Source organism: Halosimplex halophilum, assembly GCF_004698125.1.
Classification (GTDB): Archaea; Halobacteriota; Halobacteria; order Halobacteriales; family Haloarculaceae; genus Halosimplex; species Halosimplex halophilum.
The window spans coordinates 71,419-92,920 of record NZ_SRHV01000006.1 but is presented as its reverse complement, the minus strand read 5'-3'; the positions used below and the strand labels follow the sequence as shown (position 1 = coordinate 92,920).

The window sequence follows — 21,502 nt, the reverse complement described above, 5'->3', positions numbered from 1 at the left end:
CCGCTAGGCCTCCGCCGGGTCGACGACCTCGTAGCTGAGGTTCTGGTCGCGGAGTTTGTCGGTGTGCGCCGAGACCAGCTCCGTCGACGCGAGCAGCAGGATGTCCAGTCCCTTCGCGGCGGCCTCCCGGACGGCCGCGGGGCTCCCGAACCGGATGTCGGGGTCGAGGTCGGTCGCCTCGGCGACGGCGACGGCCTCGGCCCCGCCGACCGCCAGCAGGTCGTGGTCCCCGGCGAGTTCGACGACCCTCTCGGTGTCGACCGCCGAACTCCCGCCGTTCTGGACCTGCGGGACCGAGACGATCGTCACCGACCCCAGGTCGTAGTCGACCACGCCGTCGAAGTTCGTGATCCCCACGTCCCGACCGGGCTCGGCGTCCGTCACCGCGACCGCGGTCGCGCTCCCGGCGTCGCCGGACATCGCCCGCAGGACGCCGTCCCGCATCGTCAGCGAGACGGTCTCGCCCTCGTCGATTTCGGTCGTGGCGATCGCCGTCTCGACCTCGACCTGCCCGATGACCTCCTCGGAGACGTGCTGGACGAAGTGGCGCAGTTCGTCCGTCTGGGAGATGAGCCAGTCGACGCCCTCCTTGGTCACCTCGTACCGGCCGCGTCCGTGCTTCTCGACGTACCCGTGCTCGACCAGGTCCTGGAGGTAGTCGCTGACCGCCTGGGCGGTGATCCCGATCGCGTCGGCGATCTCCTGCTGGTTGACCGCCGGCTGGCGCTCGGCGATCTCGACCAGGATCTGGTACCGCGTGGCGTTGCGCTTGCTCCGGAGCACCCCGAACTCCTCCGGGTCGGCCGCGTCGTTCGGCATCGTCCCCACTCGGGTCCGGTAACTAAAGTAACTTTGCCCTAACTCGACCGAGATTGCGGACGCCGGCCACTGAGTGGGAGATCGAGCAATCTCACTTTCCCTAAAACAACCAAAATTGTTTTACGCCCTACGGTGGTTGTATTCGGCGATGGCACAGGTATCGCTGCCACACGACGCGAAGGCCGGCCCGACCAAGCGGGAGGTCAGGGCCGTCCTGCTCGACAGACTCGACCTCGGGCCGGCCGACCACTTCGCGGAGGTCGGTTCGTGTACCGGCGCCGTCACGGTCGAGGCGGCGCGGCGCGCCGGGCGGGTCACCGCGCTCGAACGGAAGCCCGACCGGCTCGAGACCACGAGGAAGAACCTCGCCGCCAACGACGCGGCCGACGGCGTGACCCTCCGGGCGGCCGAAGCCCCCGAGGGGTTGCCCGACGACGCCGACGCCCTCTTTCTCGGCGGGAGCCGAAACTACGGGGCGGTCCTCGACCGCGCGGTCGAGACCGGGGTCGACCGCGTCGTCATGAACGTCTCGCGGCTCGAAGTCGCGGGCGCCGCCACGGAGGCGTTCCGCGAGCGCGACCTGCTGGCGGAGGTCGTCCAGTTCCAGGTGAGCCACGGCTACGACCTGGCCGGCGCGACGAGTTTCGACGCGGACAACCCGGTGTACATGCTGGTCGGCGGCGTCGACGTGTCGGACGACGAGAGCGGCGGCACCGATGGCTCCGGGGACGGAGGGCCACAGTGACGCTGTACGGCGTCGGGCTCGGGCCCGGCGACGCCGACCTCGTGACCGTCCGCGGGCGGGAGGTCCTCGAAGCGGCGGACGTGGTCTACTCGCCGGGGCGGCTCTCGCGGTCGGTGGCGACCGAACACGTCTCCGAGGAGCGGGTCGGCGACGTGGACTTCCCGATGACCCGCGACGAGGACGAACTCCGGCGCGCCTGGAGGGCGGCGGCCGCCGAGATAGCGCCCCGCGCTCGCGACGGCACCGCCGCCTTCGTCACGCTGGGCGACCCGAACGTCTACTCGACGTTCGGCCACCTCCGGCGGACGCTCGACGCCTTCCACCCCGACGTGGCCGTCGAGACGGTCCCGGGGGTCAGCGCCGTCACCGCGTTCACGACGGCGCTGGACGTCGAGGTGACGGCGGGTGCGAGCCTGGCGCTCCGGGAGGCCGCCCGCGGCGCCGCCCCGACCGGCCCCGACCGCATGGTCCTGTTCAAGGTGACCGACGCGCCTGCGACTCACGAGCAACTGACCGAGGCGGGATACGACGTGGTGTTCGGCCGCCGCCTCTACATGGAGCAGGGCGAGACGGTCGTCACGGCGGACCCGGGCGAGATCGACGACCGGGACTACTACACGCTCGCCTACGCCGAGAAGCGCGACCTCGACGACGAGTCCGCGACCGCGGCGTTCGCCGACGCCGAGGACCCGACGGGTGAGGTCCGCACCGACGGCGGCGTGCCGGGCGGGGACCTCGATCGGGACGACGCGAGCGGCGACGACCGCCGGCCGGTCGAACTGGTGGAACTGGCCGAGGGCGAGTCCGGCGGCGACGCGTTCCCCGGGGAGGTGGCCCGGTGACCGACCCCCAGGCGGCCATCGACGCCGAGGCAGCCCGGCGAGCGACCGAGCGCGACGCCCGCGTCGCGGACCACACCGCGGGGGAGGTCCAGGAGGGGATCCCGTTCATCGGCGCCGGCCCCGGCGACCCCGGACTCCTGACGGTCACGGGCAAGGAACTCGTCCAGGGGGCGGACCTGGTCGTCCACGCGGGGTCGCTGGTCAACAGCGAACTCCTCGACGAGTACTGCGACGACGCCGAGCAGGTCTCGTCCATCGGCAAGGATCTGGAGGAACTGGTCCCGCTGATGCGCGATGCCTACGGGGACGGCCGCGAAGTCGTGCGACTGCACAGCGGCGACCCCGCCGTCTACGGCGCGGCCGTCGAGCAGATGGACGCGCTGGAACACGAGGGGGTGCCGACCTACGTCGTCCCGGGCGTCACCTCGGCGTTCGCCGCCAGCGCGACGCTACGGACCCAGTTGACCCTCAACGGCGTGGCCAACCACGTCGCGTTCACCAGACCCCAGGGGGAGACGCTGGACCCGGAGGACGACCACATCGGCGAGTTCGTCGGGATGGGCGACGTGACGACCTGCATCTACCTGGGGACCCACGCCGTCGCCGAGACGATGGACCGCCTGGTCGAGGCGGGCCACGACCCCGACACGCCCGTCGCGGTCGTCTACCACGCCTCCTGGCCGGACGAGGACGTGATCGAGGGGACCATCGGCACCATCGGCGACCGCCTGGAGGAAGCGGGCTACCGCGCCTCGGCGATGGTCGTCGTCGGCGACGCCGCCCGGAAGGCCGGCTACGAGCGCTCCTACCTCTACGACGGGTGGGCATCGGGCGGGGGCGCGGACGGGAGCGGCGACGACACGACCCAGGAGGCTGACGACTGACAATGAGCACCGACAGCGACGACACGACCGACGCGGACGCATCGAGCGGCACGAACGATACGGCCGAATCGAACGGGTCGAGCGGCCACTGTTCGACCCCCGACTCCGACGGTGAGGTGGCCGAAGACATCGCCATCATCGCCTTCGAGCGCAAGATGGACACCGCGGAGGACATCGTCGACGGCATCGGCGACCGCTACGAGTCCGTCGAGATCCTGGAGTACCACGGCGACGTGTTCGAGGAGTACTGGGGCGAGTACGACTGCTTCGTCGGGCTGATGGCCAGCGGCATCGCGATGCGCAAGACGGCGGGCCTACTCGACGACAAGTGGGACGACCCCGCCATCGTCGTCGTCGACGAGGAACTGACGTGGGCCATCCCCATCACGGGCGGCCACCACGGCGCCAACCAGGTCGCCGACGACCTCGCCTCGATGGGCGCGGTGCCGGCGATGACCACCGCCAGCGAGGCCGCCGACGAGCAGGGCGTCGAGAAGCGGGCCAAGGCCCTCGACGCCCACGTCGTCAACGGCGACTCGACGGTCGCGACGAACCTCGCCGTGCTGGACGACGAACTCGGTCCCGTCGAGCGACTCGTCGGGCCGAAGGCAGTGCTCGTCGAGGACGACGTGACCGTGCTGAAGCGCAACCGGGACGCCGACGACGGCGGTGTCGTCCTCGGCACCGGCACGGTGTCGGGCGTCGACGCCGACCAGGTGGTCGACGCCTGGGAGCGCGCGCTCACGGACCTCGACCTCACCGTCGAGGACGTTGCATTCGTCGCCACGGGCACCCGCAAGGAAGGCGAAGACGGTCTCCACGAGGCGGCCGACCGGATCGGCGCGGGCGTCGTCGCCTTCGAGAAGGAGACGCTGGAGCGCTTCGAGGGGCCGTCCCCGTCGCGCTCGAAGGAGCTGATCGGCTGGCCCGGCATCGCCGAGGCGTCGGCCATCGCCGGCGGCCGCGACCACGAACTCGCCCGCGAGAAGGAGCGGTTCGACGACGCCGTGACCGTGGCGGTGGGGCGGTAGCGTGGCCGCCGACACCGCCGACGGCGCGATGGGGACGCTCTACGTCGTGGGTATCGGCCCCGGGCTGCCCCACGCGATGACCCAGCGGGCGAAGGACGTGGTGGCGACCGCCGACTGCGTCGTCGCCTCCAACCTCTACCAGGAGTTCCTGCGGCGCGACGGCACGCTCCCGCCCGAGAGCGCCGCGGTCGAGGCCGCGACCGACGGCGGCGCGACCGCCGAGTCGGAGAGCCCGGGGAGCGAGGCGGGGACCGTCCTCGAACGGCCGGACGGCCGCCGGCAGGAACTCGTCCGGTCGTCGATGGGTCGGCAGGTCGAACTCGCCCGCGAGGCCTTCGAGCGGGTCCGCGCCGGCCAGGACGTGGCCCACGTCTCCGGCGGCGACCCGAACGTCTACGGCAAGAGCGACCTGCTGTTCACGATGGCCGAGGCGGAGGGCGCCGAGGACGTGCCCATCGAGGTCGTCCCCGGCGTCACGGCGGCGCTGGGCGGCGCCGCGAACCTCGGCGCGCCGCTGTCGAACGACTTCTGCACGGTTTCGCTGTCGGACAAGTGGCGCGGCTGGGCGGAGATCGAGGAGAAACTGCGCGCGGCCGCCATCTCCGGGTTCGTGGTCGTCCTCTACAACTGCTGGCGCGACTACGAGCGGGCCATCGACGTGCTGCGCGAGGAGCGGGCCGACGACGTGCCCGCCGGCATCTTCAACGACGCCGGCCGCGGCGACGCCGGCCGCAATCTGGACGACGAGACCCACACGATCACGACGCTGGGCGAGGCGACCGACCACGACGACGAGGTCGGCGGGATGGGCACCTCCATCCTCGTCGGCAACGCGGAGACGGCGGTCTGGGAGAACGACCACGGGAAACACCTCGTCACGCCCCGCGGCGGGCGCGACGTGGAGGACTTCTGATGAGCACCGACGACACCACCGACACCACGACGGACGCGAGCACAGACACCGAAACGAAGTGCGGCGCCGCCTCGACACCGGACGGGGAGGCCGCGGCGAGCGAGGACTCGTCCTCGAAGTGCGGCGGGTCCGCGTCCTCCACCTCGTCGTCCGGGTCGTCCTCGGGGTGTGGCGCCTCGTCGACAGACGAGGAGGAGGAAGTCGGCGCGACCGTCGACGACTTCGACGCCGACCCCGGCCAGCTTGTCGCTGTCGGGCTCGGCCCCGGCCAGCCCGAGGGCATGACGGCCCGCGCCCGCGAGGCGCTGCTGGACGCCGAGCACATCGTCGGCTACACGACCTACGTCGAGCTGCTGCCCGAGGGAGTTCGGGAGGACGCCGAGGAACTCTACGACACGCCGATGTGCGGCGAGGTCTCCCGCACGGAGGAGGCCATCGACCGCGCACTGGCCGGCAACCACGTCGCGATCATCGGGAGCGGCGACCCCAACGTCTACGCGCTGGCCGGGCTCGCGCTCGAAATCCTGGAGTCGAAGGGCGCCACCGCCTCGATGGTCGAGTTCGACGTGGTGCCGGGGGTCCCCGCGGCTCAGTCCTGCGGCGCCCGCCTCGGCGCCCCCCTCGTGAACGACACCGTCAGCATCTCGCTGTCGGACCACCTCACGGACATGCCGACCATCGAATCGCGGCTTCACGCCGCAGCCAAGGAGGGATTCACCATCTCGATCTACAACCCCTGGAGCCGCAAGCGCCGCGCGAACTTCGAGAAGTGCTGCGAGATCCTCGAAGAGCACCGCGCCGACGACACGCCGGTCGGCATCGTCCACGGCGCCGGCCGCGAGGACGAACGGGTCGAGATCGTCGAACTCGGCGACCTCGAAGAACTCGGCGAGACGGACCTGGTCGACATGACGACGACGATCATCGTCGGCAACGAGGAGACGTACGTCTGGGACGACCGGATGGTCACGCCGCGGGGCTACGAGTCGAAGTATGACTACTGAGTACCGCGTGTCCCTCGACCGGGCGGCCTGCGACGGCGTCTTCGCCTGTCTCGTCCGCGACGACCGGTTCGTCGAGGCGGCGGACGGCCTGGCCGCCATCGACGGCGACGCGGAGCGCGCGGACGGGCTCCCGGACGACGGGTCGAGCGAGGTGGCACCGGACGGCGGCGAGACGGTGGCCGCTCCCTTCGACGACGACAGGATCGATGCGGCCCGACAGGCCGCCGCGGCCTGTCCGGTCGACGCCATCGAGGTGACGACGGTCGAGGAGGGAGCGACGCCGGCCGACGCGACGACCGTGGAGGCCGCCGATGAGTGACGCGGCCGACCCGCCGCGGCCCGACCCCGCCGAGGACCTGCTGGCGGCGACGCCGGCCACGGCGTACTTCTGGGGTCGCGTCGCCGGCGACGGCGAGGTGACGGGCGACGGGATCACCGTACGCACGGGCGACGAGACGGCGGCGGACGCGCTGGGCGCCGTCGCCGGCGCCGACGGGGCGGTCGCGAACCGCCGGACGCGGGCGCGCGAGTCCGCCCACGACGCCTCGGTCACGCGCTTCGAGGACGAGTACGAGGTGCAGGTGTTCGGCGCGCCGGGCGAACGCGCCGGCGCGGCGCTGGGTCTCCCCATCGACGGCCAGCCCGGCGGCTACCGCTTCGACGCGCTGGCCGAGCACCGCCCGCAACTGGTGCGGGGCCTGCTGGAGGCCTGCGGTACGGTCTGTTTCCGCGAGTCCTCCGAGTCGGTCGGCGTCTCGTTCGTCCACGACGACGAGCGCCTGCTCCGCACGGTCCGGACCCTACTTGCCGACGCCGACCCGACGGTTCCGACCGACGACCTCTCGGAGACGAGTTCCGGCGGCCACTGGTTCGGGCTGGCCGACGACGCCGACGCGGCCGCGTTCGCCGAGTGGGTCTACGCCGGCAGCGGCGACTCGGGCCTGTACGCCGACGATCGGCGGGCGAAACTCCGCCGGAGCGTCGAACGGGCGACCGGCCGGAAGGTGGGTGAGCTGGGGTGACCGCCACCCAGTCCGCCCCGGCGAGTCTCGACGACGAGGCCGTCCTGCTGGTCGGCCACGGCTCGCGCCGCGAGAAGTCCAACGAGCAGGTCCGGACGCTCGCCGCGGACCTGGAGGAGCGGCTGGGCGTCCCCGTCGACGCAGGCTTCCTCGAACTCGCCGAGCCGGCCATCGACGAGGCCGTCGCGGGGCTCGCGGCCTCGGTCTCGACCGTGACCGTCGTCCAGCTGTCGCTGTTCGCGGCGAGCCACGTCAAGACGGACGTGCCGCTGGCCGTCCAGCAGGCCCGTGCGGCCCACGAGGGGACGACCGTCCACAGCGGCGCGCACCTCGGGGTCCACCCGGCCATCGTGGACCTGCTGGACGACCGCGCGGCCGCGGTCGAGGAGCGGCTGGGCGTCGACCGCGAGACCGACGACGTGGCCGTGGTGCTCTGCGCCCGCGGCTCCTCGGACCCCGACGCCAACGCCGACGCCCACAAGCTCGCCCGCCTGCTCTACGAGGGCCGCGCGTTCGACCGGGTGGAGGCTTCGTTCGTCGGCGTCACCGAACCGGTACTCGCGGAGACGCTCCACGACCTCGCCAAGACCCGTCCGGACGCCGTCGTCGTCCTGCCGTACATGCTCGGCGACGGCGTCCTGACCGGGCGCATCAGGGACGGCGCCGACGAGTTCGACGACGAGTACCCCTACGTCGACGCCGCGGCGGGCGACCCGCTCGGGACCGACCCGCGGCTGCTGGACGTGCTCGGCGACCGCTGGCAGGAGGCCCGCACCGACAGCGTCGACATGTCCTGTGACACCTGCAAGTACAAGGTCGAACTCGACGGCTACGAGGCCGACCAGGGCGGCGCCCGCGCGATGCTGCGGGCGCTGACCCACCAGGCCGAACACGCCGACCGCGAGAACGTCGACGACGACCCGCACGTCCACGACGCGCCCGAGAAACACGTCGCCGTCTGCACCAACCAGACCTGCGCCGCCGACGGCGCGCCCGCAGTCCTCGAACGCCTGCGACAGGCGGCCCGCGACAGCGACGAGTGCGACGCCCGCATCACGCGGTCGTCCTGTCTCGGCCGCTGCGGCGAGGGGCCGATGGTCGCCGTCTACCCCGACGGCGTCTGGTACGGCGGCGTCGACGCCGACGACGCCGGGCGGATCGTCTCCGGCCACCTCGACCGCGACCGCATCGTCTCCGAACTCGTCGACCAGACGCTCTGAACCGCCCGCGAACCACACCGCAACACGACTCCACCACACACCCATGAGCTGTTACGAGATCGAAGCGCTGCGACTCGGACTGTTGAACGTCCTCGGTACGGACGACGACCACGCCCGCGAGCACGCGGAGCAGGAACTGGAGGGCCACCTGGAAGGGCCGATCGAGGCGCTGGCGAACGCCGAGACGCTCGCGGCCGTCGAGCGCCACCTCGACGCCGCCCTCGTCGACCTGGAGGCGGAGATCGCCGCGACGGACGCCGACGACCCCGAGTACGACTACCTTCGGGGTCGCCTCGTCGCCGTCCGCGACGCCGAACGTGCGGTCCACCGACTGACCGCGCAGGGCGGGAGCGTCTTCGAGGGTCTCAGCGAGGCTCACGACGTGCTCCACGAGGCGTTCCCGGTCGAAGAGTGAGCGACGGCGTCGGTCCGGCCGGGTTCGGTTCGCTTATGTGACACGACCGCGGAGTTCGAGACGAGGATGTCCGCCCTCCGACCCGCGGAGACGCTCGAAGACTCGTTCGCGCCGGTGTTGCTCGCCAACCTGGCGCCGCTGGTCGGCGTCGTCGCGCTGGGCTGGGACGCGGCGGCACTCGCGGTTCTCTACGCCGTCGAAGTTCTGTTCTCGCTGGCGCTGGCGGGGTTCGAGGCGCTGTTCGCTCAGCGTCACCCGCCGGAGGAGCGCGACGGGGTCGTCAGCGTCGGCGACGCCGAGCTGATCGACAAGCGCGGCAGCGTCACCGTCGTCGAGTGGCTCCCGCCGGTCTACCCGCGGACGGTTCCGTTCGTCGCGGGCGTCGTCACCGGCGTCGGCTGGTTCACCCTGTTCGTGGGAGTGGTGGCGGTCTCGACGGTCGACGCGGGCGCGGCCCTCGCCCGGACGGACGTGCTCCTCAGCCTCGCCGGCCTCGTCGTCACCGGCGTCGGCGGGTCCGCTCGGCGCTACTTCGCCCGGCGGGAGTACGAGGAGGTCTCGCCGTACGGCGTCATCGAGACGCCGGCCCGGCGGGTGTTCTTCCTCGTCTTCCTCGTCTTGCCCGTCGCCCAGTCGGGCGGCCTCGTGCTCCTGGCGGCGCTGGTCGTCGGCAAGGTCGCCGTCGAGTACTCCGCCCACCGAGCGGACGACGGGGAAACCGGGGGACTCACCGGCTGGCTGGCCGGTCCGGACGGGGGCGGCGAACGGCCCGAGCCGGTGACCGTCCCCGACGGCGACCCGGTCGCCTCGTTCCCGACCGACCGGCGGACCGTCCTGGTCGCCGCGTCGCTGCGGACGCTGAGACGGGCCGCGCCCGGCTACGCCGTGCTCTGCTTTTTCATCTGGGTGTTCGGCACCGCGTTCGTCGGGGGCGACGACGCACCGCTGGCGGTAGTCGCCGGCATCACGGCGGGGGTCGTCCTGCTGTACTTCGGTGCGCTGGCCGTCCGCGTGGGGTCGTCGTACCTCCGGTTCGCCCCGCTTGAGTACCGCCGCTACGACGACCGGATCGTCGCCCACGACGCGTGGCTGGAGGAACCGCAGTGGTCGGTCTCGGTGCGGGAAATGCGGAACCTGAACGTCCTGACCGACCGACTGGCCGACCGGCTGACCGGGACGCGAACCGTCCGGTTCACCCACGGCTGGAGCGACGACGAGACCGAGCGGCAGATCGGCCCGGTCGCGGACTACGAACGACTCGTCGACGCCTTCGAGTTGCCAGTCGCGGACACCGAGTTCGACCCGCTGGACCGGCGGGCCGTCGCCGCCGCCGTCGCGCTCGCCGTCGTCTACGCCGCCGGCGTCGTCGCCGTCCTCCTGTCGCCCGGCCTGGACGCCGACGCGGTCTTCCTCGCGGTCTTCGCGCTGCCGTTCGTCGCGATGTTCGTCAACGGGATCTGGCGGCGCTCGTACCCCGACAGGGTCGACCGCAGCCCCGACCCCTCCTGGCGAGACTGACACTCGGCGAACCGCGCCGGCGACCCCCTCGGGGCCGCTCAGCACCCCTCGCAATCACAGTAGGCCTCGCAGACGGCGTTGTCGCAGTCGGGGTCGCGGGCGCTGCAGTAGGTCCGGCCGTGGCTGATGAGCAGGACGTGCAGCGAGTAGGTGAGCCCGTCCGGGACGACCCGGTCGAGTTCGTCGTGGGCACGGGCGTTCGACGCCGACTCGGGCACGAGCCCGAACCGCTTGGAGACCCGTTCGACGTGCGTGTCGACCGCCATCGTCGGCTTGCCGAAGTGGAAGTTCAGGACGACGCTGGCCGTCTTCGGGCCGACCCCCTTGATGTCGGTGAGCCAGGCCTTCGCGTCGTCGGCGTCCATCGCGTCGAGGAACGCCAGCGAGTAGGCGCCGCCGGTCTCCTCGCGGACCGCCGCCAGCGCGCGCTGGATGCGCTCGGCCTTGGTGTCGGCCAGCCCGGCGACGCGGATGACCTCGGCCAGTTCCTCGCGGGGCGCCGACTCGATGTCCCCGAACTCCTGGTAGGTCTCGAAGAGGTTCGCCGCCGCTCGGTCGGTGTTCTCGTCGGCGACGTTCTGCGAGAGGATGGTCGTCAGGAGCTGTCGCACGCCGTCGCCGGGCGCGGCGTCGGTCCCGTGTTCGCCGTCGCGCTCGGCGGGACCGTGGAGCGAGACCAGCGCCTCGTGCAGTTCGCGGACTCTCGCGGGCGTCCACTCGTCGACCGTCATGGCGGTGCCTGCGGCGGCTGCCACATCAGCGTCTCGATACGACGGTGACGACACTACGGCTCGGGCGCCGCGACCGAGTCGTCCGCCGGCACGCCCAGCCGCGAGGCGCCGGGACCGAACTCGGCTTCGAGGAGGGCGGGCACGTCCGCGGGGACCACGTCGGAGTACCAGCGGCCCCGCGGGTGGACCGCGACGGCGGTCCCCTCGGCGGAGCAGAGCCCGAGACAGCTCGTCTCGGCGACGTGGACCGACGACCAGAACACGTCGCGCTCGCGGAGCCACGCCGCGACGGCCTCGTAGACCTCGTCGCCGTGGGCCTCGGCGCAGGCGGCGTACTCGGAGTCGCGGTCGTTCGTGCAGACCAGCACGTGGTCGGTGAAGCCCCGCTCGCGGACCTCGTCGGTTCTGTCGCGCATCAGTCGACGGTGACCGCGTAGTCGGCCCCGCTCGTCGCTCCGCCCGAGGCGTCCGCGGTCGAGCGCCGGGAGAGTCGGACGTGGGCCGCGGCGAGGACGAGCCACAGCGCGGCCTGGCCGACGACGACCTGGCCGACGAACCCGGCCGCGAGCCCCGCGGGCAGGTCGTGGGCGACCGGGTTCGACGGCGCGAGCGCGGCGGGAACCGCCAGCAGCGCGAGCGGAACGGCGGCGGCGACCGCCGCGACGACGGGGCCGCGGTCGGCGCGGACCCGCCCGTACGCGGCCACGGCGAGCAGGCTAGCGAGCGCGCCGGCACAGATCATCCCCGCGTAGACGGGCAGGCGCGTCTCGGCCGGCAGCGCCTGCTCGGCGCCCGGCGGCCGCGGCGGCAGCGCCAGCCACGGCGCGCCGGAGACGGTCAGGAAGCCCAGTCCGGCCAGCACGTAGCGCCCGACCTCGCCCCCTCCGGGGAGCGCGGGCTCGAGGAAGTAGAAGCCGACGCCGAAGACGACGGCCCCCAGCAGGAGGCCCCAGAGGACTCCGGCGGCGACGCTGACGCCGTTCGTGACCGCGGCACCGACGGCGGCCCCGTGGCCGTGTTCGGCGCCCTCGTGAGCGTGGTCGGTGTCGTGCCCGTGACCCGCGTGGTCGCCGCCGGCGAGGCCGTCCGCCGCGGCCACGAGCGGGTTCGTGACGAGCGCGACGACGAGTCCGAACGCCAGCCCCGCGACCAGGCCGGCCTTCATCCCGCGGGCCACGTACTCGACGAGCATCGTCAGTGGCAGGTGACGCCGGCGCCGTGTCGGAAGTTGTGCATCGCGTCGTGGGCCGTCGGCTCGCCCAGGAAGAGGAGGGCGAACCCGAGCGCGGCGACGAGGCCGAGCCCGACCGCCACCTGCGTCGGCGTCAGCTCCACGCGGGCCTGTTCGATCCGTCCGTCGACCGTGTCTGTGGCGAGCGTCATTCGAAAGTATGTTTGTACAAAAACAACTGAGTTTGTAAAACTTGCGGACGAGCTAAAGCTCGCTTTCCCGGGCGACCGCGGCGTCGATCCGCTCGGCGGTCAGGTCCGCCAGCGAGACGCAGACGCCGTCGGTCTCAGCGGCGATGGTGTCGGTGAGGCCGTCGACTCGCTCGTCGGCGTCGACGACGACCACGTGAGGGTCCCGCTCGGCGAGTCGACGGGCCGCCTCGCGGGTCTCGCCGACCGGGCTCTCGGCGGCGACGTTCGCCCGGCCGTCGGTGACGAGGACGACGACGCCGGCGTCCGGGTCTGCCCGGTCGAGCACGTCCGAGGCGGTCCGCAGTCCGGCGGGCAGCGGCGTCCGGTCGCCGGTCGGGAGGTCCTTGAGGTGGCGGGCGGCGCGGGCGACGCTGTCGGTCGGCGGGAGCAACACCTCGGCGTCCTCGCCGGCGAACGCGACGAACGCGACCTCGTCACGCCCCTGGTAGGCGTCCCGGAGCAGTTCGAGCACCGTGCCCTTCGCGGCGCGCATCGCCGCCCGCATCGACGCGCTCGTGTCGACTGCGAAGACCACCAGCGCCGCCGTCTCGCTGCGGCGGACGGACTCCCGGAGGTCCCGTCGCTCGACGGCGGACCCGCCGCGGGCGGCGGCCGCGCGGACCGACGCGGCGGCGTCCACATCGCCCGACGGGTCCGTCCGCTGGGTCCGCAGGCGCGGGCCGTCCGCATCGGTCGTCGCGCGCGCTCGCGCTCGCCCCTCCGCGGTCGACCCCGCCCGGTCGACTGCGTCGGGTATCGAGAGGTCGGGCGCGTCGGCGTCGCCGACTCCCGCACGCCGCTGGCCGGGGACGACCGGGCTCCCGGGCTCCGCCTCGTCCGCGTCGGTGTCGTCCGGTTCGGGGTCCGACTCGCCGTCGCTCCCGGATCCATCGGCCTCCCGCTCGCCCGATTCGGCCCCCGAGTCGGTCGTCGATCCGCCCCTCGCCGAACCCCCCTGACTCGCCCCGCCGTCCCCGCCACCGGGTCCGGCCTCGCCGTTCGAGCCGTCTCTCTCCCCCGGGTCGTCGGACGGGGCGTCACCCGTCTCCGCTCCGCCGTCTGTTCCGTCGCCGTCGGTCTCCCCCTCCGCGGTCGGTTCGTCGTCGGCGTCGGCCCCTCCCTCCGTGTCGGACCCGTCGTTCCCCTCGGATCCGTCGTCCCTCCCGGACCCGCCGTCGAACCTCTCGTCGATGCGCTCCTCGGGGTCGGGCGCGTCCTCGAACGGGCGCGACTTCAGCCGGTGGGGCAGGGCCAGTCGTGCGGCGGTGCGCACGTCCGACTCGATCACTGTCGGCCGGTCGGCCAGCGCCGCGAGCGCGCGGGCCGCGCGGGCCGTCGCGATGTCGCCGCGGTGGCCCTCGACGCCCGCCTCCCGGCAGAGCCGCGCTATCTCCGCGGCGAACTCGGTGGGCAGGTCGACCTCCGGGAGCCGCTCGCGAGCGGTCGTGAGTTGACGACGACGCTCCCGGTCGGTCGGACCGTCGTCGCCGTCAGTCGTGGTTCGACCGCGCTCCCCTCCGAGGGCCTGCTCGATGATCGCGACCCGATCGTCGACGGTCCGGCAGCCCTCGACGGTCGCCTGCAGTGCGAACCGGTCGCGGAGCTGCGGTCTGAGGTCGCCCTCCTCGGGGTTCATCGTCCCTACGAGCGTGAACTCGGCCGGGTGAGCGACGCTCACCCCGTCGCGTTCGACCCTGTTGACCCCGTTCGCCGCCGCGTCGAGGAGCACGTCGACGAGGTGGTCGTCCAGCAGGTTCACCTCGTCCACGTAGAGGACGCCGCGGTTGGCGCGGGCGAGCAGGCCGGGCTCGAAGGAGAACTCGCCGTCCAGCGCGTCCGCCGTCGAAAGGGACCCGACCACCCGCTCGCGGGTCGCCCCGAGCGGGAGCGTCACCAGCGGGACCGGCCGCCGTTCGACCTGCGGGTCGGTCCGCTCGCGACAGGCCTCGCACTGGCGGGCGGGCTCGTCCGGCGGACAGCCGTACGGACAGTCCGCGACGACCGACTGCTCGGGCAGGAGATCCGCCAGCGCCCTGACCGCCGTCGACTTCGCCGTCCCCTTCTCGCCCCGCACCAGCAGCCCGTCCAGCCCGTCGTCGACCGCGACCGTCAGTAAAGCTCGCTTGAGTTCCTCCTGTCCCACTATCTCCGAGAACGACGGCCCGTCCGGACCGCTGAGCGAAGCGTTTATCCGCCCGCCGAAACCAATCATAGTTGAATTAGTGCAATGGAGGTTTAACAACGTTATGCCAACCATCGGCCTGTACACCGCGACGGAGAACGAACTGGGGGCGGTCCAGCGCGCCGCCGGGGAGTGCGAGGCGGAGGTGGTCGCCCGCTCGGAGAGCGACCTCTCGGACGGGACGGATGCCGAGGCGTTCGTCGACGAGATCGACGACGCCGCGGCGGCGGTCCTCTGGCTGCACGGCGCCGAGGAGAGCATGCCCGGCTACGACCACGCGGTCGAGCGCCTGCGCGAGGCGGGCGTCCCGCTGGTCGTGAAGTCCACCGGCGACGCCTACGCCGTCGAGGACACGTCCGTCGACGCGGCCGTCCGCGACCGCGTCTACGAGTACCTCGACCGCGGCGGCACGAGCAACGTCGCCAACTGCCTCCGGTTCCTCGTCGACGAGTACGCCGGCGAGAGCCGGGCGTACGACGACCCCGTGGCGCTGCCGACGGAGGGCGTCTACCACCCCGACCACCCCGGCGCGACCTACGAGGAACTGCGCGCGACCCACGACCCCGACCGGCCGACGGTCGCCGTCTGGTTCTACGAGTCCCACTGGACCCACGAGAACACCCGCTACGTCGACGCGCAGGTCCGCGCCATCGAGCGGGCGGGCGCCGACGCGCTCCCGGTGTTCTGCGAGCCCGCGACCGACACGGACGGCCAGTGGGACGCAGAGCGGGTGACCGAGGAGTGGCTCCTGGCGGACGGCGAGCCGGTCGTCGACGCCGTGCTCTCCTCGTTCATGTTCTCGCTGTCGATGGACGAGCGCGGCCGGTCGGCCGCCGACGAGGGCGACGGCGCCGAGGACGTGTTCCTCGACCGCCTCGGCGTCCCGGTGCTCCAGACCGTGACGACGATGCGGTCGCGCTCGCGGTACGAGGGCAGCGACACCGGCGTCATGGGGTTCGAACTCGCGCTGTCGGTCGCGCTCCCGGAGTTCGACGGCAACGTGATCACCCACCCGATCAGCGGGAAGGAGCGCACCGACGACGCCGCCGACATCGGCACCGCGCCGAAACAGCACTTCCCGATCGACGACCGGGTCGACCACGCCGCGCGCCTCGCGGTCAACTGGGCGAGGCTGCGCCACACCCCCGACGACGAGAAGCGCGTCGCGGTCGTCCTCCACAACTACCCGCCCAGCGACGACGGCATCGGGACCGCCTTCGGCCTCGACAGCCCCGCGAGCACCGTCAACCTGCTCGACGAACTCCGGGCGCGCGGCTACGACCTCGGGGGCCGCCGGCCCGAGAGCGGCCAGGCGCTCGTCGAGCGGCTGACCGACCAGCTGACGCTCGACGACCGCTGGGTCGCGCCCGAGGACGTGCGCGAGCGCAGCGTCGACACCGTGTCGCCGAGCCGGTACCGCGAGTGGTTCGGGGGGCTCGACGACCGATTCCGCTCGAACGTCGTCGACGAGTGGGGCGACCCGCCCGACAGGCCGTTCGCCGTCCCCGGCGTCGAGTTCGGCAACGTCCTCGTCACCGTCCAGCCCCCGCGCGGCTTCGGGATGGACCCCTCGAAGGTCTACCACGACTCGGACCTGCAGCCACCGCACGACTACGTCGCCTTCTACGGCTGGCTCCGGAACGCCTTCGAGGCCGACGCCGTCGTCCACCTCGGCACCCACGGCAGCCTGGAGTGGCTCCCCGGCAAGACCGTCGGCCTCGACGGCGAGAGCGCCCCCGACCAGCTGGTCGGCGACCTCCCGAACGTCTACCCCTACATCGTCAACAACCCGGGCGAGGGCACGCAGGCCAAGCGCCGGTCGTACGCGGCGGTCGTCGACTACCTGACGCCCGTGATGGACACGGCCGGGACCTACGACGACCTCGCCGACCTGGAGGACCTCGCCGACCGGTACCGCGAGGCCGGCATGGAGGACGCGCGCACCGACGACGGCGAGCACCTCGCGGACCTGATCCGCGAGACGGTGGCGGACCTCGACCTGGCCGTCGAGCTCGGGGTCGAGGGCGAGATCGACGAGCGGGCGGACGTGCGCGGGCCCGAGGAGGCCGGCGCCGAACTCGCCGAGGGCGCCGTCGACGGCGACGACCTGGACATCGACGACCTGGTCGAGCGGGTCCACGAGTACCTCACCGACGTAAAGACGACCCAGATCCGCAAGGGGCTACACACGATGGGCGAACCCCCAGAGGGCGACCGCCTCACGGAGTACCTCGTCGCGCTGACGCGCCTGGAGAACCCCGGCGGCCCGAGTCTCCGGGAGAGCGTCGCGGGCGTCCTCGGCGTCGACTACGACCGGATGCTGGACGAACCGGGCGCCTACGACGAGGCGCTCGGAACGACCTACGCGCAGGCCGCCGACGCGGTCTACGAGACCAGTCTCGACCTCGTCGAGACGCTGGCCGACCACGGCTTCGACCTGCCCGCGAGCGAGCGCGAGGCCGCCCCCGGCGAGACCACGATGAACCTGCTCGTCGTCGACGTCGACCCCATCGGCGACGCGCGGGCCGAACCCGGCGCTCACGACGACCTGCGGAAGGCGCTGACCTTCATCTGCGAGGAGGTCGCGCCACGTGTTCGGGGCGCCAGCGAGGAGATCCCCCGGACCGCGGACGCGCTCGCCGGCGAGTACGTCCCGCCGGGCGGCAGCGGCGCCCCCACCCGCGGCGGCGTCGACCTGCTCCCGACCGCGCGGAACTTCTACACGCTCGACCCCCGGAAGGTCCCCGCGAAGTCCGCCTGGGCGGTCGGCAGCGAGGTGGCCGACGGCGTGGCCGAACGGCACCGCGACGAGGAGGGCGAGTACCCCGAGGAGGTCGGCGTCGTCGCCTGGGGCACTCCGACCGTCCGCACCCGCGGCGAGACCGTCGCGCAGGTGCTCGCGCTGCTGGGCGTCGAACCGGTCTGGACCGACGCCGGCCGGATCGACGACGTGGAACCGATCCCGCTGGACGAGCTCGGCCGCCCGCGCATCGATGTGACGACCCGGGTCTCGGGCCTGTTCCGCGATGCGTTCCCAGCCGCGGCGTCGGTGATCCACGACGCGGTCGACGCCGTCGTCGGCCTCGACGAGCCTCACGACCGCAACTACGTGAAGAAACACGTCGAGGCGGACGCGGCCGAACTAGAAGCCGAGGGGATGGATCCCGACGACGCCGCCTCGGCCGCCAGACACCGCGTGTTCACGACGAAACCCGGCGGCTACGGCGCCGGCACGAACAAGGCCGTCGACGAGGGCGAGTGGGACGACCGCTCCGACCTGGCCGAGGTGTACGTCCAGTGGGGCGGCTACGCGCTGGGCTCCCGCGGGACGACGACCGAGGCCCACGACGCCTTCGAGCGCCGCCTCGGCAACGTCGAGGCGACCGTCAAGATCGAGGACACCGCCGAACAGGACGAGTTCGACAGCTCCGACTGGTACGCCTTCCACGGCGGGTTCGTCACCGCCGTCGCGGAGACCGCGGGCGAGGAGCCCGCCTCCTACGTCGGCGACTCCAGCGACCCCGACAACGTCGCCGTCTACACCAACGAGGAGAAGGTCCGGAAGGCGATGCGCGCCCGCGTGCTCAACCCCGACTGGCTCGACTCGATGGAAGAGCACGACTACAAGGGCGCCGGCGACCTCGCCTCGACGGTCGACGTGGTCCTCGGCTGGGACGCGACCACCGGCGTCGTCAGCGACGCGCTCTGGGCCGACGTGGCCGAGCAGTACGCGTTCGACGAGGACCGCCGCGAGTGGCTGCGCGACGTGAACCCGTGGGCCCTGGAGCGTATCAGCGACACGCTCCTGGAGGCGGTCGACCGCGGCCTGTGGGACGCCGACGGGGCGACCGCCGACCGGCTCCGGGACATCAACCTCCGGGCCGACGGCGACATCGAGGCCCGCGCCGGGAGCGCGAGCCCTGCGGAGGTGTCGGGCGATGACGACTGACGACGGCGGCGACGGCCGTCAGCCGGCTGGTACCGGCGCCGAAGATGAGACCGAGACCGGGGCCACCGGCGACTTCGACGAGTACGCCGACCTCGGTGCGACCACCGAGAACGCGATGGCGATCGCCGAGACGAGCATGGAGCGGGTCCGCGAGCTCGTCCCGGACGAGACGCTGGCCGACCGCGTCAGACAGAAGAGCGTCCACGCGACGGGCGACCCCGAGTTTCAACATCTCGTGCGGTTCACCGGCGAGCGCGAGTCGGAGCCGGTCGTCGCCGGCGCGCGGGCGGTCCTCGACGAGCGCCCCATCGTCGCCGACATCACGATGGCCGCGGCCGGCATCACCGGCCGGGGACACGACTGCTCCGTCCGGAAAGCCATCGGGAACGGCGCCGACCTCGCCGAGGAGACCGGGATGACGCGGACGGCGGCGTCCGTCCTCGAACTCGACCGACAGGGGGCCTACGACGGCGCCGTCGCCGTCGTCGGGAACGCGCCGACCGCGGCGCTGGCCCTCGCGGACTGCATCGCGGACGGCACGCGCCCCGCCGTCGTGGTCGCAACCCCGGTCGGCTTCGTCAAAGCCGCCGACAGCCGGGAGCGACTCCGGGAGGTCGCCGGAGCCCACGGCGTCCCCGCGATCACGAACGTCGGCCGCCGCGGCGGGAGCGGGCTGGCGGCCGGTCTGACGAACGAACTCGTCCACGTCGCGAGCGACGCGCGACGCGGCGAGGTCGAACTCCCCTGAACGACGGGACCGACCAGCGACATCGGGTTCGTCCCGACCGGTGGCCCGGCGGCTCCGGGGTCACCAAAACTTATTTGCCGGTTGCTCGCAACCCGTAAGACAACCCTGGTTGGAATAGACCAAATCAGTTTGAACACGTGGCCGACCAATGACAACCGACGCACTCCTGCTCATCGCCCGCGAGACGAGAAACGCCCGCGAAGTACTCGAGACACACGCCGACCGGCTCCGCCGGCGCGGCGTCGTCGACGCCGTCGAGGTAGCGACCTACGGGAGCGAACCGGTCCGCGAACTGCGGGAGGGGTTCGAACGGATCGCCGCCGACACGGTGTACGCCGTCCCGATGTGCGCCGCCCACAGCCACGACACGATCGACGGGATCCCCGCCGCGCTCGCCGGCGTTCCGGGGGAGGTCCACTACTGCGAACCGATCGGGGGGAGCCCGGCGGTCACCGAGGTACTGGAGGAGCGTGGCGCGCGCCTGGTCCCGGCCGGCGACGACGCCTCGCTCGTCCTCGTGGGGTTCGGGAGCAGTTCGAAGCCGTACCACCGGCAGACGGCCGACTACCACGCCGCCCGACTGCGGGAACAGTCGGAGTACGGGGAGGTGGTGACCTGCTATCTCCTGCAGAACCCCACCGTCGACTGCGTGCGGTACAACACCACCGGGGACCGGGCGGTCGCCGTCCCGCTGTTCCTGTCCCGGACCGAGGCGACCGAGCGCCGCATCCCCGCCGAGCTCGAACCCGAGCGCGGCGGCGTGGAGTACGCCGACCCGCTCGGCGTCCACCCGCGGGTGACGGACGCCGTCCAGGCGGAGGTCGAGAAGCAGCGCGCACTCGCCGCCGACGAAACCGCGTCGGCCGCCTCCTTCGAGGCGCAACTGACCCGGACGAACCGGCCGGTCGTGACCGACGGGGAAGGCCCGCGGCGGTACTGATCCGGGCCCACAGCGCGGCGGCACTGGGCCAGAGCCCACAGCGACGGACCCCCCTGGCGATGGGGTGAGCGCGGACCAGTCCCGTAGAGACGGAGGGAGACAGGGAGAAAGTCGCCTACTCGCCGGGCGCCCCGACGTCCGTCGACGTTCCTTCGCCGCCGTCGTCGAAGCCGGCGTCCGGCGAGGGGGTCCCGGTAGAGGTCCCCGCCCCGTCGGTCGGGGTGGCCGTGCCGTCCGCGGCCGTCCCGGCACTCACCTCCATGTCCCCGACCATGGTCGTCGGGTGGACGGTACAGACGTACTCGACCATCTCCTCGGTCGCGGTGAACGTCAGCGAGCGCGCGGCGCCCCGCTCGGACATCGTCTCCGTCGCGGCGAGTTCGTTCCCGTCCGCGTCCAGGATCGGAAGTCGTGGGGCTGGCCGTCGAGGTTCTCCCACGTTATCTCGTACTCGACGCCGGCCGTCAGCTCGAGCGGCGGGTTCTCCCGGTCCGCGATGGCGGCGGGCTCCTGACCGATCCGGGCCGCGATCTCCCCGCCCAGCCGGAAGGTCTGCTGCTGGCCCGCGACGGCCAGGCTCCCGATCCCTCCCAGGATACCCATGGCCGCGCCGGCCTCCAGAACGCGACGACGCGACGGCCGCCAGGTCCCGTCCGATTCCTCTGTCCGTTCGCTCGACGTCGCCGATTCGTCGGGATCTCTGTCATAGCTGATCCGCGTCTCGATCCGAGATCATTGCAGAAGAGTAACAGTCGTCATTCAGTGAATAACCCGAACGATCCGGTCAGTGAGCGCCCCTACTCAGATATCCGATCGATTTGACCGGAACTACTGCACGGAACGTCTCGGGGGATCACCGGCCGTGGCGACCGCGGCCGTAGCGGGAGACCGCCCGTGGTCACGCCGGACATAGCGCAGTCAGGACGAACCGTCGGGACACCCGCTCTATCGGTTACGCCCGACCGTCACGGACCTAGTCCGGCGTTACCGGGAATAGAGGACTCCAGGGGCCACCACCGCTCAAGGCCGGGGCTGGGTGCCGACCGCTGAAAGACGACGGTAACCCCGGCCGGGAAGTTGAGACCGATCGTTTCAATGCATCCAGTGACGGCATGTG

22 protein-coding genes are annotated in these 21,502 nt (G+C 72.3%); 14 read left to right on the top strand and 8 right to left on the bottom strand.

Going from position 1 to position 21,502, the window contains the following annotated elements; genetic code table 11:
• Positions 1-3: 3 nt before the first annotated feature.
• The gene (locus E3328_RS20740) at positions 4-819 is read right to left on the bottom strand and encodes a DUF7839 domain-containing protein (RefSeq protein ID WP_135366563.1); all 816 of its coding nucleotides are present in this window, start codon (positions 817-819) and stop codon (positions 4-6) included.
• 148 nt (positions 820-967) lie between these two features.
• Here E3328_RS20740 and cbiT point away from each other — a divergent pair, with 148 nt between their 5' ends.
• The 11 genes from cbiT to E3328_RS20685 all read left to right on the top strand — a co-directional run bounded on the left by cbiT (position 968) and on the right by E3328_RS20685 (position 10,413).
• Positions 968-1,564 carry a precorrin-6Y C5,15-methyltransferase (decarboxylating) subunit CbiT gene (cbiT, locus tag E3328_RS20735; RefSeq protein WP_135366562.1) on the top strand — a complete coding sequence of 199 codons (597 nt, stop codon included), beginning with the start codon at positions 968-970 and terminating at the stop codon, positions 1,562-1,564.
• On the top strand, positions 1,561-2,406 hold the full coding sequence (locus E3328_RS20730) for a cobalt-factor II C(20)-methyltransferase (protein WP_135366561.1): 846 nt from the start codon (positions 1,561-1,563) through the stop codon (positions 2,404-2,406). Before cbiT ends, E3328_RS20730 begins: the two co-directional genes overlap by 4 nt.
• Positions 2,403-3,290 carry a cobalt-precorrin-4/precorrin-4 C(11)-methyltransferase gene (locus E3328_RS20725; protein ID WP_135366560.1) on the top strand — a complete coding sequence of 296 codons (888 nt, stop codon included), beginning with the start codon at positions 2,403-2,405 and terminating at the stop codon, positions 3,288-3,290. Before E3328_RS20730 ends, E3328_RS20725 begins: the two co-directional genes overlap by 4 nt.
• 2 nt (positions 3,291-3,292) lie before the next feature.
• A complete protein-coding gene (gene cbiG / locus E3328_RS20720) occupies positions 3,293-4,321 on the top strand; it encodes a cobalt-precorrin 5A hydrolase (RefSeq protein WP_135366559.1) in 1,029 nt (342 codons plus the stop codon).
• A gap of 28 nt (positions 4,322-4,349) precedes the next feature.
• Entirely contained in the window at positions 4,350-5,234 is an 885-nt protein-coding gene (locus E3328_RS20715) for a precorrin-3B C(17)-methyltransferase (protein WP_135366672.1), read from the top strand.
• Entirely contained in the window at positions 5,234-6,238 is a 1,005-nt protein-coding gene (gene cobJ / locus E3328_RS20710) for a precorrin-3B C(17)-methyltransferase (protein WP_135366558.1), read from the top strand. Before E3328_RS20715 ends, cobJ begins: the two co-directional genes overlap by 1 nt.
• Positions 6,228-6,557 (top strand): ferredoxin, encoded by a 330-nt coding sequence (locus E3328_RS20705; RefSeq protein ID WP_135366557.1) that lies wholly within the window; start codon positions 6,228-6,230, stop codon positions 6,555-6,557. The genes cobJ and E3328_RS20705 overlap by 11 nt, the downstream gene beginning before the upstream one ends.
• Complete coding sequence (locus E3328_RS20700) at positions 6,550-7,260, top strand: cobalamin biosynthesis protein (protein WP_135366556.1); 711 nt, start codon at positions 6,550-6,552, stop codon at positions 7,258-7,260. Before E3328_RS20705 ends, E3328_RS20700 begins: the two co-directional genes overlap by 8 nt.
• Positions 7,257-8,480: a CbiX/SirB N-terminal domain-containing protein gene (locus tag E3328_RS20695; protein WP_135366555.1), complete on the top strand. Its 1,224-nt coding sequence runs from the start codon at positions 7,257-7,259 to the stop codon at positions 8,478-8,480. The genes E3328_RS20700 and E3328_RS20695 overlap by 4 nt, the downstream gene beginning before the upstream one ends.
• Positions 8,481-8,523: 43 nt before the next feature.
• Complete coding sequence (locus E3328_RS20690; protein ID WP_135366554.1) at positions 8,524-8,895, top strand: DUF3209 family protein; 372 nt, start codon at positions 8,524-8,526, stop codon at positions 8,893-8,895.
• 66 nt (positions 8,896-8,961) lie between these two features.
• The gene (locus E3328_RS20685; protein ID WP_135366553.1) at positions 8,962-10,413 is read left to right on the top strand and encodes a DUF6498-containing protein; all 1,452 of its coding nucleotides are present in this window, start codon (positions 8,962-8,964) and stop codon (positions 10,411-10,413) included.
• 38 nt (positions 10,414-10,451) lie between these two features.
• Here E3328_RS20685 and E3328_RS20680 read toward each other — a convergent pair whose 3' ends face one another.
• The 5 genes from E3328_RS20680 to E3328_RS20660 are packed head-to-tail and all read right to left on the bottom strand — an operon-like array spanning position 10,452 to position 14,778.
• A complete protein-coding gene (locus E3328_RS20680) occupies positions 10,452-11,144 on the bottom strand; it encodes an endonuclease III domain-containing protein (RefSeq protein ID WP_135366552.1) in 693 nt (230 codons plus the stop codon).
• Positions 11,145-11,197: 53 nt separating this feature from the next.
• Positions 11,198-11,560, bottom strand: coding sequence for a (2Fe-2S) ferredoxin domain-containing protein (locus E3328_RS20675; RefSeq protein WP_135366551.1), 363 nt, complete (start codon positions 11,558-11,560; stop codon positions 11,198-11,200).
• Positions 11,560-12,336 carry a CbtA family protein gene (locus E3328_RS20670; protein WP_135366550.1) on the bottom strand — a complete coding sequence of 259 codons (777 nt, stop codon included), beginning with the start codon at positions 12,334-12,336 and terminating at the stop codon, positions 11,560-11,562. The genes E3328_RS20675 and E3328_RS20670 overlap by 1 nt, the downstream gene beginning before the upstream one ends.
• Before the next feature lie 2 nt (positions 12,337-12,338).
• Complete coding sequence (locus tag E3328_RS20665; protein ID WP_135366549.1) at positions 12,339-12,527, bottom strand: CbtB domain-containing protein; 189 nt, start codon at positions 12,525-12,527, stop codon at positions 12,339-12,341.
• 52 nt (positions 12,528-12,579) lie between these two features.
• A complete protein-coding gene (locus E3328_RS20660) occupies positions 12,580-14,778 on the bottom strand; it encodes a VWA domain-containing protein (protein WP_135366548.1) in 2,199 nt (732 codons plus the stop codon).
• Between the two features lie 34 nt (positions 14,779-14,812).
• Between E3328_RS20660 and cobN the strand changes: the two genes are divergently transcribed.
• The 3 genes from cobN (at position 14,813) to E3328_RS20645 (ending at position 20,385) form a co-directional block, all read left to right on the top strand.
• Positions 14,813-18,697 (top strand): cobaltochelatase subunit CobN, encoded by a 3,885-nt coding sequence (cobN, locus tag E3328_RS20655; RefSeq protein ID WP_135366547.1) that lies wholly within the window; start codon positions 14,813-14,815, stop codon positions 18,695-18,697.
• Positions 18,687-19,445 (top strand): precorrin-8X methylmutase, encoded by a 759-nt coding sequence (locus E3328_RS20650; protein ID WP_135366546.1) that lies wholly within the window; start codon positions 18,687-18,689, stop codon positions 19,443-19,445. The genes cobN and E3328_RS20650 overlap by 11 nt, the downstream gene beginning before the upstream one ends.
• Before the next feature lie 148 nt (positions 19,446-19,593).
• A complete protein-coding gene (locus E3328_RS20645; protein ID WP_135366545.1) occupies positions 19,594-20,385 on the top strand; it encodes a CbiX/SirB N-terminal domain-containing protein in 792 nt (263 codons plus the stop codon).
• Between the two features lie 115 nt (positions 20,386-20,500).
• Here E3328_RS20645 and E3328_RS20640 read toward each other — a convergent pair whose 3' ends face one another.
• Positions 20,501-20,746 (bottom strand): hypothetical protein, encoded by a 246-nt coding sequence (locus E3328_RS20640; RefSeq protein ID WP_135366544.1) that lies wholly within the window; start codon positions 20,744-20,746, stop codon positions 20,501-20,503.
• Positions 20,716-20,988 (bottom strand): hypothetical protein, encoded by a 273-nt coding sequence (locus E3328_RS20635; RefSeq protein WP_135366543.1) that lies wholly within the window; start codon positions 20,986-20,988, stop codon positions 20,716-20,718. The genes E3328_RS20640 and E3328_RS20635 overlap by 31 nt, the downstream gene beginning before the upstream one ends.
• Positions 20,989-21,502: the final 514 nt, after the last annotated feature.